Origin of the sequence: Jejuia pallidilutea (genome assembly GCF_002973595.1) — a bacterium.
Taxonomy (GTDB): domain Bacteria; phylum Bacteroidota; class Bacteroidia; order Flavobacteriales; family Flavobacteriaceae; genus Jejuia; species Jejuia pallidilutea.
Genome location: NZ_PVEO01000002.1, coordinates 358,651 through 373,608 on the forward strand (window position 1 = coordinate 358,651; position 14,958 = coordinate 373,608).

General features: G+C 32.7%; 16 protein-coding genes. 13 read left to right on the top strand and 3 right to left on the bottom strand.

Annotated features, from left to right (window positions below; translation table 11 throughout):
* Positions 1–5: 5 nt before the first annotated feature.
* The 3 genes from CLV33_RS05125 to CLV33_RS05135 all read right to left on the bottom strand — a co-directional run bounded on the left by CLV33_RS05125 (position 6) and on the right by CLV33_RS05135 (position 3,245).
* A complete protein-coding gene (locus CLV33_RS05125) occupies positions 6–845 on the bottom strand; it encodes a universal stress protein (protein ID WP_105472983.1) in 840 nt (279 codons plus the stop codon).
* 84 nt (positions 846–929) lie between these two features.
* Positions 930–1,982 carry a response regulator gene (locus tag CLV33_RS05130; RefSeq protein WP_105472984.1) on the bottom strand — a complete coding sequence of 351 codons (1,053 nt, stop codon included), beginning with the start codon at positions 1,980–1,982 and terminating at the stop codon, positions 930–932.
* Positions 1,983–1,997: 15 nt separating this feature from the next.
* Positions 1,998–3,245, bottom strand: coding sequence for a PAS domain-containing sensor histidine kinase (locus CLV33_RS05135; protein WP_105472985.1), 1,248 nt, complete (start codon positions 3,243–3,245; stop codon positions 1,998–2,000).
* A gap of 134 nt (positions 3,246–3,379) precedes the next feature.
* On the opposite strand from CLV33_RS05135, the gene CLV33_RS05140 reads away from it, so the two are divergent.
* The 13 genes from CLV33_RS05140 (at position 3,380) to nrfA (ending at position 14,880) form a co-directional block, all read left to right on the top strand.
* On the top strand, positions 3,380–3,781 hold the full coding sequence (locus tag CLV33_RS05140) for a hypothetical protein (RefSeq protein WP_105472986.1): 402 nt from the start codon (positions 3,380–3,382) through the stop codon (positions 3,779–3,781).
* Between the two features lies 1 nt (position 3,782).
* A complete protein-coding gene (gene trxA, locus CLV33_RS05145) occupies positions 3,783–4,082 on the top strand; it encodes a thioredoxin (RefSeq protein WP_105472987.1) in 300 nt (99 codons plus the stop codon).
* Positions 4,083–4,161: 79 nt separating this feature from the next.
* On the top strand, positions 4,162–4,773 hold the full coding sequence (locus CLV33_RS05150) for a WG repeat-containing protein (protein ID WP_105472988.1): 612 nt from the start codon (positions 4,162–4,164) through the stop codon (positions 4,771–4,773).
* A 40-nt stretch (positions 4,774–4,813) separates the two neighbouring features.
* Positions 4,814–5,422, top strand: a complete 609-nt coding sequence (locus tag CLV33_RS05155) for a CDP-alcohol phosphatidyltransferase family protein (protein WP_042241041.1) — start codon at positions 4,814–4,816, stop codon at positions 5,420–5,422.
* 163 nt (positions 5,423–5,585) lie between these two features.
* A complete protein-coding gene (locus CLV33_RS05160) occupies positions 5,586–6,035 on the top strand; it encodes a pyridoxamine 5'-phosphate oxidase family protein (protein WP_105472989.1) in 450 nt (149 codons plus the stop codon).
* 71 nt (positions 6,036–6,106) lie between these two features.
* Positions 6,107–7,189: an efflux RND transporter periplasmic adaptor subunit gene (locus CLV33_RS05165; protein WP_042241035.1), complete on the top strand. Its 1,083-nt coding sequence runs from the start codon at positions 6,107–6,109 to the stop codon at positions 7,187–7,189.
* A 2-nt stretch (positions 7,190–7,191) separates the two neighbouring features.
* On the top strand, positions 7,192–8,454 hold the full coding sequence (locus CLV33_RS05170) for an ABC transporter permease (RefSeq protein ID WP_105472990.1): 1,263 nt from the start codon (positions 7,192–7,194) through the stop codon (positions 8,452–8,454).
* 1 nt (position 8,455) lies between these two features.
* The gene (locus CLV33_RS05175; protein WP_042241033.1) at positions 8,456–9,130 is read left to right on the top strand and encodes an ABC transporter ATP-binding protein; all 675 of its coding nucleotides are present in this window, start codon (positions 8,456–8,458) and stop codon (positions 9,128–9,130) included.
* 77 nt (positions 9,131–9,207) lie between these two features.
* Positions 9,208–10,131 (top strand): mechanosensitive ion channel family protein, encoded by a 924-nt coding sequence (locus tag CLV33_RS05180; protein ID WP_105472991.1) that lies wholly within the window; start codon positions 9,208–9,210, stop codon positions 10,129–10,131.
* A gap of 21 nt (positions 10,132–10,152) precedes the next feature.
* On the top strand, positions 10,153–11,265 hold the full coding sequence (locus tag CLV33_RS05185; protein WP_105472992.1) for a DUF6544 family protein: 1,113 nt from the start codon (positions 10,153–10,155) through the stop codon (positions 11,263–11,265).
* A gap of 210 nt (positions 11,266–11,475) precedes the next feature.
* Positions 11,476–12,759 carry an alginate export family protein gene (locus CLV33_RS05190; RefSeq protein WP_244906383.1) on the top strand — a complete coding sequence of 428 codons (1,284 nt, stop codon included), beginning with the start codon at positions 11,476–11,478 and terminating at the stop codon, positions 12,757–12,759.
* A gap of 12 nt (positions 12,760–12,771) precedes the next feature.
* Complete coding sequence (gene nrfH, locus CLV33_RS05195; RefSeq protein ID WP_042241022.1) at positions 12,772–13,368, top strand: cytochrome c nitrite reductase small subunit; 597 nt, start codon at positions 12,772–12,774, stop codon at positions 13,366–13,368.
* A 12-nt stretch (positions 13,369–13,380) separates the two neighbouring features.
* Positions 13,381–14,880 (top strand): ammonia-forming cytochrome c nitrite reductase, encoded by a 1,500-nt coding sequence (gene nrfA, locus CLV33_RS05200; RefSeq protein WP_045371334.1) that lies wholly within the window; start codon positions 13,381–13,383, stop codon positions 14,878–14,880.
* Positions 14,881–14,958: the final 78 nt, after the last annotated feature.

Below are 14,958 nucleotides of genomic sequence, written 5' to 3' on the forward strand. Positions count from 1 at the left end.
AGGTGTTATTCATGAAGCACTAAAAAAGGGATATCTGTATGATAAGTAATTTCCTCAACAAGCGGATGAAACAATATACGTTGAAAATAGTTTAAATTTTTAGCCACCATTACTATTAAATCTATGTCTCTACTTTCAACAAAACACTGTATGGCAGCTTCAATATCTTTATTTGTTAAAAAATGGAAACTATGGTTATGATGACTAAAAAAATCTTCTAAATACGCTTTGTTTCTTTGCTGATCGTCGTTCAACTTATAATCGCGCTTATTAATGTGCAATACTCTAATTGATGCCTTTATTAAATCTAAAATTCTTAATACCGGATTTAATAATCCTGAAGAGTAAAAAGTAGAAAAATCTGTAGGGAAAGCTATTTCCTTAGGTTTTACAAAGGTTGCGTTTTCTGGAACAACCAATGTGGTACATTGTACCCTTGTTATAACACTAGCGGCATTACTGCCAATTATTAGTTTTTTTAAACCTGTGGCACCTTTGGTACCAATAACAATAAGATCTATGTTTTTTTCTCCTACATGTTTTCTAATAGATTCTATAAAAAAATTATAATCTGTTAAAGTAAAAAATCTATGATTTGCCTTTAACGGTAGCGTGCTTATGCGTTTAAGTACTTTTTTTAATTGTACTTTTGATGGTTTTACTAGAGTTTCCTCAATAATATCTTGTGTTGGGGCATACCCCACATCATTTGTAATTAAGCTACTAATGGTGTTAACATGTAATAGGTAAAAATTACAAGAATGTTGTTCGAAAAAATTGAGCGCATATTCTATGGCATTCCAGGAGTTTTCAGAAAAATCCGTTGGGATTAAAATATTTTTCATAGCTATATAGCTTAGTATTACAAATGTAAAAGCAAGTATATAGATAAAAAATGATATTGGTCATTTAGGGCATTAATATCACCCTTAGAGTATATGCTGAAGTTTATTGATATTTAACACAACAATATTTCGTCCTTGAACATCAATTAGCCCTTCTTTTTTAAACTTAGACAAGGTTCTAATAAACGTTTCTGGCGCTACTCCAGCAACACTGGCTAAATCGTTTCTAGAAATCTTTATAGGGTCTTCTGGTTTATTATTAATTTTTTCGGCAAACCTAAGTATAGTTGCGGCTGTTTTTTTATTTACAGAACTGTAGGCCATTTGCAACAATTGGCTTTTTATTGAAGAAAGATTGTCCGTAAGTAATTCTATAAGCTCTAAGGCCAGCCTATGGTTGTTATCTAAAATATCCTTAAGCTCGTGTTTAGATATGCCAACAAGTTCTGTATCTTCCATGGCGGTAGCAGATTCCTGGTATGGCAAATTGTGTGTAAAGGAGGTATAACCAAACAAATCATCTTCTTTATACAAGGCGGTAATTAACTCCTTGCCATCTTCATCTATTTTATAATTTTTTACTACGCCTTCCCTTATTAAGTAAATATAATTAGAGTTTTCGCTTTCCCTATAAATTACATCGCCTTTAGAGAACAAGAATGTTTCTCCCACATCATCAAAAAAATTCTTTAAATCGTTTAAGGTATGTAATGTATCATTTGGCAGGGGTTTACTTTGTTTTGTCTTTGTTAAATCGTCTTTTATCAAGGCTGCCTTGGCTAATCTACTCTCTATAGCACTTACCAATTCATCTTCGTTAAATGGTTTAGTTATGTAATCGTCTGCCCCAAGGTTCATGCCTTTTCTAACGTCCTTACGCTCTGTTTTTGCCGATAGGAATATAAAAGGTATGTGTTTTGTGTCTTCATTTTTAGAAAGTTCCTGCAACACACCGTAACCGTCTAGTTTAGGCATCATTATATCGCAAACTATTACATCGGGCAGGTTGCTTTTGGCCATATTTACGCCCGCTACACCGTTAGGAGCCGTAATTACTTCATAAGTATACAACTCTAATAGTTCTGCTGTGTTTTCTCTTAATACAGTATCGTCTTCTATTAACAATATCTTTTTCATAAATATTACTTCATTTTATAGAATAACTGCTTTGTTGGGTAAGGTTAATGTAAATGTTGAACCTTTTCCTTCTTCACTTTTAAATACGATAGTGCCGCCTAAGTTTTCTAAATGCGATTTCACAATATTTAAACCTATTCCTGTGCCTTGTGTGTGCAATACGTTTCCTGCCCTAAAATAACGGTTAAAAATATTTTTTTGGTCTTTTTCTGGTATCCCTATGCCCTGATCCTTAATTGTAAACGATGTTACGCCAGCTTTTTGCTTAACCTTTAAATCTATAATGGTGTTTTCTGGTGAATATTTTATGGCATTTTGTACTAAGTTAGATAAAGCCAACTCTAGTATTTTTTCATCTTGAAACAATGATATCTCATCAACATTTTCAGGATATTTTATCTGTTGCCCTTCCTTTAAAAGCATATTACAATTGTAGACTACCTCGTTAACAATTTTACTAAGTTTAAACTCAGAAAAATTGTAGTTAACCTTACCGGTTTCTAGTTTTTCAACCGATAAGAAATCATTTAAAATATTATTTAAATAGTGTACCTTATCTGTAATTATCTTTAAGTGTTTATCCCTCTTCTCTTGTTGCTCGGTTAGTTTGTATTTACCCAGCAACATAGCAGAGGTTAAAATACCGCTTAAAGGTGTTTTAAACTCATGAGAAACTAAGGATAAAAACTTGGTTTTTAAATCATTAAGCTCTATTTCCTTAAGTAGTGCTTTTCTTGTTTCCTCTTCTGCCTCAATACGCTTGGTATTTTCGTCTGCAAGTTCTTTGTTAGTTATTTTTAATGCATTTAACGCTTCGTTTAAAGCTTTGGTTCTACTTGCTACTTTTTCTTCTAAACGCGCATTTAATTCTACTATTTGAATTTCTTGTTGTTTTCGCTCCGAAATATCAACAACTATAGCCATTACATAGGTTTTTCCATAAATTTTAAACGGGTTAAGTCCTATTTCTACAGGAAAATTAGTGCCATCCTTTCGCACGCCATAAACACATCGGCCTTCGCTCATTTGCTTACGGTCGCCTTCACCCATAAAACTATTAAAATGACCTTTATGGCTACTATGGTATCTGTGCGGAATTAACAGATCTAACGGTTGCCCTACAAGTTCTTTATTTTGATAACCAAAAATAGAGGCCAAAGCACTGTTAGCTTCCATGATGTTTTGATGCATATCTACAATTAGAACACCTTCAGAAATTGCTCCTAAAAGCACATTAAAAATCTCTTGATCCTGCCCAAACATAGTGTACCAATTACAGATTGCTTAATTTAAATAAAAGTACGAATTTTAATCTGAAAAGCAGCTGTAACAACTGATTAATATCATGGTAAACCCTCTAAAAAAGGCTTATTTTTATTTATTCTAAAAAAATAAGGATGAAAACTTATAGTACAGCGTTTTATAAAGTCTTAGGCCAACTTTTTTATGGTATTGCGGCGGCAGATAAAAAAGTGCTTGCCGAGGAATACTATGCTTTAAAAAAAATACTAGAAACCGAATGGCCAATGGCCGATGCATTTAAAAACAGTACTACCTCTGTAGATATCCAACACATTTTAACCGAATTTCAAACTTTATATAAAAAAGAACAAGTAGCTCCTGAAACATGGCTTGAGGCCTTTTTTAGTTTTAAGAAGAAAAACGAAACACTTTTTACCAAAAGCTTAAACCAACTTATTTTAAATACAGCACATACTATTGCTAATAGTTTTGCGCGCAAAAACAAATCGGAGCTTATTATGCTCGCTAAATTAGATTTAGAATTAAACAAAGAATAAAATGAAACCTAGTTTTAATACCATTTTGAACACAAACGAAATAGTTCTAATAGATTTTTTTGCAGATTGGTGTGGCCCTTGCAAAATGCTTGCACCTATTCTAAAAGATGTTAAAAAAGAACTTGGAGACTCTGTGAAAATTATAAAAATAGATGTTGATAAAAATCAAGCTTTAGCTGCTAAACATCAGGTAAGAGGTGTACCTACCATGCTACTTTTTAAAAATGGAAAACAAGTTTGGAGACAATCTGGCGTATTACAAAAAAACGACCTTATTTCTATTATAAAATCGCAAATGTAGCTAGGGTGTTCTGACGAATATCATTTCATAATAACCTTATTCGCAATACATTTATGCTATCAACATAAATAGTATTGTCATGAAAAATTCAATTTTTTTACATTTTATTATTGCGTTAATATCTTTTACATGTTTATCGCAAACTGTAAAAGGTATCGATTATATTTCTCCGTTCCATGATGGCTTAGCAGCTGTAAAAAAAGGTAACATGTGGGGATTTATTAATACCGAAGGAGATTTAGTAATTAACTTTAGAGACGATCTTGTAACTACAGATTTTAAGAGCCAAAACTACCCCATCTTCAAAAATAACCGATGCTTAATTTCAGATAAAAAAGAAGGTATTACTTATTTTGGTTATATCAACAAATCTGGCGAAACCATAATTAAACCCGTGTTTTTAAATGCCTCTAATTTTAAGGATGATACCGCACTAGTTATATTGGTAGTTAAAGATACCATTGGCCATAACGATATACTAAACAAAACCGTTATTAGCCATAATTATTTTGAAGTACTTATAAACACCGAAGGAGAAACAACACATTATTTAACTCCAAATCCAAAACACATTACGCTGTCTAAAAACTTTGTAAAACAACCTCCACAATTTACAACACAGCTACTGTCTGATAATTTATTTGCTGTTTGGACGGATGATGAAAAATGGGTGATTAAAAAACTTGAATAATTTTTAATATTCCGCACCAACCTAGAGTATTAAAAAACATATGCTAACATTTAAAAATTTTAATATAGCCGATTGGTTTTCATTTTACCGCATTATTGCTGCACCATTTTTATTAGCTTTAATTTGGTATGGTGAACGCCAAATTTTTACTTGGTTTTTATTAATTAGTTATGCCACAGACGCTATTGATGGCTATTTGGCCAGAGCACTAAAAATAACAAGCCCAAGAGGTTCGCAACTAGATTCTTTTGGCGACCAAATAACCTTTATTATTGGGCTTATTGGTTTATTTTATTTTGAAACCAGTTTTATTAAAACCAATTTAATATTAATCTGTATTGCCTTTATTCCCTATGCGGTACAAATGTTTATAGCCTATTACAAATACGGGAAAGCTACAGCTTTTCATACCTATTTAGCAAAACTATCTGCGGTTATACAAAGTATATTTATACTTTGGGCGCTATTTTTTTCACCCGAATATGTATTGTTTTACGGCATGTTAATAATTGGCCTGCTGGAAACCCTAGAAGAAATCACCTTAATTTTTATGTACGACGTTTGGGCTGCCGATGTTAAAGGCATTTACTGGGCTTTTAAAGACAAACGCAGACTTAAAAAAATAAAACGATTTAATAAAAGCAAGTAAACAAGGCCATACCATTGCTTTAAACAGTACTTATTATTGTTGTTGTTCTTAGTAAAATTAATGACACAGTTATCAACAAAACGCCTACCAAAAATAAACACCTGACGATTATCATTTTTAATCCTCTTTTTATTTAGTAATATTAATTATTAAAACAAACGTCATGATACGCAACTTAAATAAACAGGAGTGTTTATTAATACTAAACACAAATTATATTGCACATTTGGCCTATTTATTTGGGGAGTGTCCTATTATAATTCCTATAACTTATTATTATAATGAAGCTGATGATTTTATTATTTGCTATTCCGCTTGCGGACAAAAAATAAATTCTATGAGAAAACACAATTATGTGTCGTTAAGCGTAGATGAGATTGAATCGGTTAATAAATGGAAATGTGTTTTAGTTGAAGGTACTTTTAAGGAACTTAAAGGGCCAGATGCTAAATACTACCTACACGAATTTGCAAAAGGTGTAAAACATATTATGGCCAACAAAGAACAAAAGGAAGCTAATTTTATTAGTGAATTTTCAAGTAAGCTTGAATCGGAAGGCACTCCCATTGTGTTTAAAATTGATATACTAGAAGTTACCGGAAAACAACGGTAGCCAATAATTACGCTTTACCTTAAATACAATTGAAAACAAATTCTATTTTTAATTGACATAACTCCCCAACAATGCACAAATATTATATAATTTTCTTTAGTATTTTTTTATATGTGTCTTGTACAAAAAACACAGACTATATTCAACCTACAAAGAAAGATGTAACAGAATCGGTTTATGCATCTGCAACCGTACAACCCGATAGTTTATACCAAGCTTATGCGGCTGTTGGCGGTATTTTAGATATTAATTTAGTTGAAGAAGGCAGTGTAGTTTCTAAAGATGAAGCTGTAGTTCAAATTATAAATACAACCCCAAAACTTAATACTCAAAACGCAAAATTAACCTTAGATTTAGCCAAAGAAAACTTTCATGGAAACGCCGCTATTTTAGCTAGTATTAAAGATGAAATTAATGCTGCCCTTTTAAAGTACAAAAACGATTCTATTAACTATTTCAGGCAAAAAAAACTATGGAACCAAAATATAGGATCTAAGGTTGAATTCGACACCAAAAAATTAAATTACGAACTCTCCCTTAACAATTTACAAACATTACAAAGTAAGTATACAAGAACAAAAAACGAGTTACAAACCACCGTAAAACAAGCCAAAAACAACTACCAAAGCGCTTTGATTAACACTAAAGACTTTACCGTAAAAAGTAAAATTAATGGTAAAGTTTATGCGCTTTACAAAAACCCGGGAGAAATCGTTTCTACATTAGAACCACTAGCAGCTATTGGTAGCGCAAACACCTTTATTATAGAGCTTTTGGTTGATGAAGTAGATATCGTAAAAATTAGAAAAAACCAAAAAGTACTTATAAGACTAGACGCTTATACCGATACTATATTTAGTGGTAAAATATCAAAAATTCTTCCCAAAAAAGATGAGCGCAACCAAACATTTACCGTTGAAGCCCTCTTTAACAAAACTCCAGAAATATTATATCCAGGACTTTCTGGTGAGGCAAACATTATTATTGGCAATAAAAAGGAGGCGCTTACCATTCCTAAAGAGTATATAATTAACGGAAATAAGGTAAAAACCAACGAAGGTGAAATTCCCATTACTGTAGGTTTACAAAATATGGATATTGTTGAAGTAACTTCAGGTATCTCAGAAAGTACCAAAATCTACAAACCCGAATAATGATGACTAACTGGAGCGTTATACTAAACATCGCAAAAACACATTTGCTTACCAAGGTTAAGCAAACCATAATTGCTGCTCTTGGGGTTACCTTTGGCATTGGCGCTTATATTACTTTGGTAAGTTTTATGACGGGTTTAAACAGTATGCTAGACGATCTAATACTTAACCAAACGCCACACATTCATATTTACAATGAAATAGAACCATCTAAAAAACAGCCTGTAGCCATGTACGATGCATTTAAAAATAGTGTAAATGTGGTACATTCTATTAAGCCAAAATTAAGTCAAAAAAAAATACATAATGCCCTACCAATTATTCATTATTTAAACAACGACGAAGATGTAAAAGGTGCCATTCCGCAAATAAAAGCTAATATATTTTACATTGCGGGCTCTATAGAAATTGGAGGTAATTTAACAGGCATCAACCCGCTAGACGAAGCTAAACTATTTAATTTTAGCGACTATGTTGTTAAGGGTTCCCCAGAAATGCTTCAAAAAACAGATAATGGTATATTACTAGGTGCTGGTGTTGCAAAAAAAATGTCGTTAACTATTGGAGACCGCGTACAAATAAGCACCAGTAAAGGCGATGTATTTCCGCTTAAAATTGTTGGCATTTACCAAAGTGGCGTAGCAGATATTGATGCCATTCAAAGTTTTGCCAATATAAAAACCGTACAACGTATTTTAGGTGAAGCCGAAAACTACATTACAGATATAAATGTAAAACTTCACAACATGAATTTAGCCTTACCCAAAGCAAAAAAAATAGAACAGCAGTTTCACCTTACCGCCATAGACATTAATACTGCTAATGCACAATTTGAAACAGGAACCACTATAAGAAACCTAATAACATATGCAGTTTCTATAACCTTACTTATAGTGGCAGGATTTGGTATTTATAATATCTTAAACATGCTTATCTACGAAAAAATGAACGATATAGCCATTTTAAAAGCTACAGGGTTTTCTGGTAAGGATGTGCAATATATTTTTATGAGTCAAGCTATAATTATTGGTTTAATTGGCGGTATTTTAGGATTATTAATAGGTTTAATTTTCACCAATATTATTAACACCATACCTTTTAAAACAGATGCGCTACCAACTGTGGAAACTTATCCTATAAATTTTGATGGCTGGTTTTATGTTATTGGTATTACGTTTGCAATGGTATCAACATTTTTAGCGGGTTATTTACCATCTAAAAAAGCAAAAAAAATAGATCCTGTTAAAATTATAAGAGGGCAATAACATGAGCACAGTACTACAAGCAAAACATATTAATAAATACTTTAAAAAGCCTGTACTTTTTCATGTGTTAAAAGACATTAATTTTAAAATAAGTAAAGGCGATTTTACATCCATAATGGGAAAATCGGGTTGTGGAAAATCTACCCTGCTTTACATTTTATCTACGATGGATACCGATTACGAAGGCGAACTTTACCTTAATAACAAGTTAATTACAAACAATAGTAAAGACCAATTATCGTACATAAGAAACAAACATATTGGTTTTGTATTTCAGTTTCATTATTTACTATCAGAGTTTTCGGTGTTAGAAAATGTGATGCTGCCCGCAAAAAAACTGGGCGAAAAATCGTTTCAGGAAATAGAACACGATGCCATGCAAAAACTACATATTTTAAATATAGACCATTTGGCAAAAAAACGGGCGTCTCAAATCTCAGGTGGTGAAAAACAACGGGTGGCTATTGCAAGGGCATTAATAAATAATCCGTCTATAATTATGGGCGACGAACCTACTGGAAATTTAGATAGCCATAATTCTAACAATGTATTCAATATTTTCAAACGGTTAAGCGAAGAACAAGGCTTATCGTTGCTTATTGTAACCCACGATGAAGATTTTGCAAAACGCACCAACCGCATCATTACAATGGAAGACGGTAAAATTATAAGCTAAAACGGTTTACATCTTAGTATTTGAAATGATATCCATCATTTTTAAAAACACAGGTATTACGTAATTTTATAACATACATGAAATGGATTCAATTTATTAGAGAATGGGTTGCAGAACACCCTTTAATTTCAAGCATTTTTAAGTATTTGCTTCTGGTTGCTATTGTGCTAATTTGTATTCAGTTTTTTAGAAGATTATTAAGAAAAAACATATTAGATACCTCAGCACGTTACAAATCGCAAAAAGGCATTGAAATTATTGGATACATTATATTAATTATTTTGTCCGCTTTATATTTTACGGGAAACACAAAAGACTTTACTGTAGCTATTGGTTTGTTTTCAGCAGGTGTTGCTTTTACACTACAAGAACTTTTTTTAAGTATTGCAGGGTCTCTCTATATTTTTATTGTTAAAGTATATAAACCTGGAGACCGCATAGAAATTAACGGTATAAAAGGAGATGTAATTGATGTTGACAGTATTTATACCACCATGATGGAAATTGGCCAATGGGTTAACAGCGACAATTACACTGGCAGAATTGTAAAACTTAGCAACGCCTTTGTTTTTAAAGGCCCTATTTATAACTATTCCCAAGACTTTCCGTTTATTTGGGATGGATTTGATTTACCTATTAGGTATGGCTCTGATATTGAATTAGCTAAATCCATAATTATTAAGGTCACTACTAATATCCTCTCCAATTTCACTACTAATTCTAAATCCCAATGGAAAGATGTGGTTAACAAATACTATATTGAAGACGCCATAGTAGACCCTTCTTTAGCAATGAAATTAACCGATAATTGGATTGAATTTAACTTAAGATATATAGTAGATTATAAAAAAAGACGAAGCACAAGAGATGCGTTGAATGACGCTATTAGAAAAGCGTTTGAAGCTACTAATGGAAAAATTATTTTAGCATCTTCAACTTTTGAGCTTGTTAAGATACCAGACTTAGATGTAAATGTAGCACCAAAACACTCAACCTTGTAAAACATCCTAAACTTAATTATAATGAGAACTGTACTTGCTTTTTTGTTGATAATACATGGTATTATTCATTTAATAGGTTTTTCTAGTTCTTATTTTTCTGCTGGCATAAATAAACAAATATTAGGTATACCTAAACCAATTGGGGCTATTTGGTTGGTTGTGTTTGTAATGTTTATGGTTTCTGCCGCTGCATTAATAACTAATAAAAAATGGTTTTATGTAGCTTTTATAGCTGCTTTTGTTTCACAAATATTAATTGTCTTGGCATGGAAAGATGCAAAATTTGGAACTATTGCCAACATTATTATTATTGTAGCAAGCTATTATGCATACAGCAACTATAAGTTTAATACTATGGTTAAAACTGAAACAGCACAAATACTGCAAAACCTAAATATTGAAAACACAAACACAGTATTAGAGAAAGAGATTTTGCACTTACCTGAAATAATTCAAAAATGGATGCTAAATTCTGGTGTTGTTGGTAAAGAAAATATTAATTCTGTAAGATTACAGCAAAAAGGTAAAATGAAAACCAAACCCAATAGCAAATGGTTAAATTTTACAGCAGAACAGTGTTTTAATGTTAAAGAACCTGCCTTTATATGGTCTACTAAAGTAGATGTTATGCCAATGCTAAAAATGGTTGGTAGAGACAAGCTTATAAATGGCAAAGGTAATATGCTAATTAAATTGGCTGGTATAATACCAATTGTAAATGAAGGCGAAAACGAGAAAATTAATTCTGCAACTATGTTAAGGTATTTGGCAGAAATAGTATGGTTTCCATCAGCGGCTCTAAACAATTACATATACTGGGAAGCAATAGATAAACTTACTGTTAAAGCTACATTAACAATAAACGAAAAATCGGTTACAGGAGTTTTTAAGTTTTCAGATGTTGGAGAGGTACAAAGTTTTGAAGCAAAACGCTATTACGGCGCAGGAGAACATGCAACATTACAAACCTGGTACATTAAAATAAGAGAATTTAAAGATTTTAATGGTTACAAAATTCCAAGTAAAAGCGACGTTTTATGGAAACTTAAAGAAGGGGATTTTAATTGGTTATATTTAGAAATTACCAAACTAAACTATAACACTTTAGAGCTTAAAAATCACTTCAATATTTAAAAACTTAATTCAGTAATTAAATAGCCTTTTATTTATTAACATAACGTATTTTTTTATTTACATAACATTTTATATGATTGAAAATCAATATATTAAAACTATTTAGGTTTTTAATATCTTTTTATCTAAAATATTAGTTTTCATGATATTTGTCATGTTTTTCATGTACAAAATTTAAGAGTTTTGCTTAGTAATTCTAAACAAACTTAAATGATGCGTAAAAACCAACTACACTTCGTTAAACTAGCCTTATTTTTTTTATTATTTGTTACTTTTCAAACTACACACGCCCAGTTAGAAATTGGCGCAGACATAAGACCTCGGTTTGAGTATCGCCATGGTTTTAACAACTTATTCCCTAACAATACAGAGCCTGCTGCGTTTGTAGTACAGCGTTCTAGATTAAACGTAAGCTATATATTAGACAATTTAGATATTATGCTAAGTGTACAAGACGTAAGTGTTTGGGGAGATACCAGACAAATTGATGCGACCGATAGTAATAACTCCTTTTCGCTTTTTAGAGCATGGGCAGAGTTTCATTTTAATGATAACTGGTCTACCAAATTAGGTAGACAAGTACTTTCTTATGATGACCAGCGTATTTTAGGAGGATTAGATTGGGCAATGCAAGGGCGTTTTCATGATGCAGCTTTAATAAAGTATAAAAAAGATAGTTTTATGGCGCATTTTGGATTTGCTTTCAGTCAGCAATCGCAAGCTAGAGAAGGCAATGTATTTACCATACAAGGGGCCTCAACTTATAAAGCTATGCAATTTGCATATTTAAAGAAGACTTGGAAAAACAGTTCTGCCAGCTTTTTATTTCTAAATACTGGGTTTCAAAATTTAACTGGCGCCAATAATAATGTTGCAGATGGTGTATTTTACAAACATACAACCGGATCATATTTTACTTTTCCAATAAATAATGTTAACTTTATGGGGTCGGCATATTATCAATTTGGAAAATCTGATGAAACAACAGACTTAAGTGCTTATCAAGTATCGCTAGAAGCCAACTACAAACCAGCAAATACATTATTTGGTTTAGGTTTAGAAATTTTAAGTGGTACAAACCAAAGCGGAGATTCTAAAAACAAATCTTTTTTACCGCTATATGGTACTAATCATAAATTTAATGGCTTTATGGATTATTTTTACGTAGGTAATCATGCAAACAATGTTGGTTTAGACGATTTTTATGCTAAAGTAGTGTTTAAAACAGGTGAAAAGTCTACGTTACTGGCTAAAGCTCATTATTTTTTAGCTAATGCAAACTTAATTGACGATGCAGATAAATATTTAGGAACTGAAATTGATTTAGTTTATACCAATAAATTAATGAAAAACGTAAAATTAAATATTGGTTACTCGCACATGTTTGCATCAGACAGTATGAGCCTAATAAAAGGTGGAATACCTAATGATAATACTAATAATTGGGGTTGGGCGCAACTAATTATAAATCCCACATTATTTAAAAGTAACTAAAAAACAACCAATGTGAACAAAAAGATATTACCTCCTAAAAAAACAAAATGGCGAACTACAGCAGTATTCTTTATTGCCGTGGTTATAGGCTTGGGCTTGTTTATGGCCAAAGAGTCTCGCGTAATATCATACATGTCTGATGATCCACAAGCTTGTGTAAACTGCCATGTAATGACACCTGTTTATAATAGTTGGATGCACAGTTCCCACAGAGAATGGGCTAATTGTAACGATTGCCATGTACCACATAACAATGTTGTGAACAAATACTATTTTAAAGCAAAGGATGGTTTGTATCACGCTTCAGTGTTTACAGCGCGTGCCGAACCCGATGTTATAAAAATGAAGGAGGCGTCGCAAGAAGTGGTTCAAAATAATTGTATACGTTGCCATGTACAACAAGTTACACAGGCAAAATATGATGGTTACATTGAAGACCATAAAGCAAATAGAACAGGACGCCAATGCTGGAGTTGCCACAAGCAAGTGCCTCATGGCAAAGTACATGGTTTGTCCACAATTAAATTTAACGTAGCACCACTACCAACAGACCAGCAGGAAACTGTAATTCCTAAATGGATGGAAAAACAAATTAAAACTAAAGATTAAACCCATAACCAAATGAAAAACAAAGTATTATTTATAGTAACCATAATCGTGGTTTTCTTATTAGGGCTTTTGGCTTCTAGTATTGTCAATAGAAAATCTGAAGCAAAATACCGATACACACCCAGTGTAAATATCGCAGAAAACGAACCCAGAAACGAAGTATGGGGAGAAAACTTTCCTTTGGAATACCAATCTTCGCTACAAACTTTAGATACGAGTTTTGCATCTATGCAAGGTGGTTCAGCAATGCGCGATGTATTAGAAGAAGACCCTAATCTTGTAATCCTTTTTGCTGGTTATGGCTTTGCTAAAGATTACAACCAAGGAAGAGGGCACGCTTATGCCATTGAAGATATTCATAATACCCTAAGAACTGGAGGTCCTAAAGGTGAAGGCGATGGCCCTATGCCAGCAACGTGTTGGACGTGCAAGAGCCCTGATGTACCTAGATTAATGAACGAAATTGGTATCGCAGAATTTTATAGCGGAAAATGGGCCGATAAAGGAGACCAAGTAGTTAACCCTATTGGTTGTGCAGATTGTCACGATTCTGAAACCATGAAACTACGTATTTCTAGACCAGCGCTAGTTGAAGCGTTTGATGCTATGGGAAAAGATATTAACCAAGCTACACATAACGAAATGCGCTCTTTAGTTTGTGCACAATGCCATGTTGAATATTATTTTGATAAAAACGTTCCTGGAAAAGAAGGTGTGCCTTATTTAACATTCCCTTGGAAAAATGGTACAACTGTAGAAGATATGGAAGCGTATTACGATAATTTAGAATTCTCTGATTGGACTCACAAATTAAGTAAAACACCAATGCTAAAAGCACAACACCCTGGTTACGAAACCTTCACAACCGGAGTTCATGCAGACAGAGGGGTTTCATGTGCAGATTGCCATATGCCTTACAAAAGTGAAGGTGGACAAAAATTCACAGATCACCATATTCAATCACCATTAAACAATACATCAAACGCATGCCAAGTGTGTCATAGAGAAGAATCTAGTAAGCTTATTGCCAATGTATACGAGAGACAACGTAAAGCTAGTGAGAACAGATTAAAGCTAGAAAACCTTCTTGTTAAAGCCCATTTAGAAGCTAAAAAATGTTGGGAATTAGGTGCAACAGAAGCACAGATGAAACCCATTTTAACTGATATTCGTCATGGCCAATGGCGTTGGGATTATTCGGCAGCAGCACATGGCGCATCATTTCACTCACCTGTGGAAACAGCACGTGTTATAGGAAGCGGATTGGTTATTGCTCAAGAAGCGCGTGTTAAATTAGCAAGATTATTAGCAGATTTAGGCCATAACCAACCTGTTGAAATGCCCGATATTTCAACTAAAGAAAAAGCTCAAGAATACATTGGCTTAGATATGGAAAAACTTAGAGCAGAAAAAGCCGAATTTAAAGAAAACGTGTTACCAAAATGGTTACAAAGAGCTAAAGAAAGAGAGGCTAAAATGCCTGTTAATACGGTATCTTCTGCACTAGAATAAACTTCAAAAAAAATATGTCTTAAAAAAAAAAGACGCCTTATACTTATAAAATAAGGTGTCTTTTTTAATTATAAATAC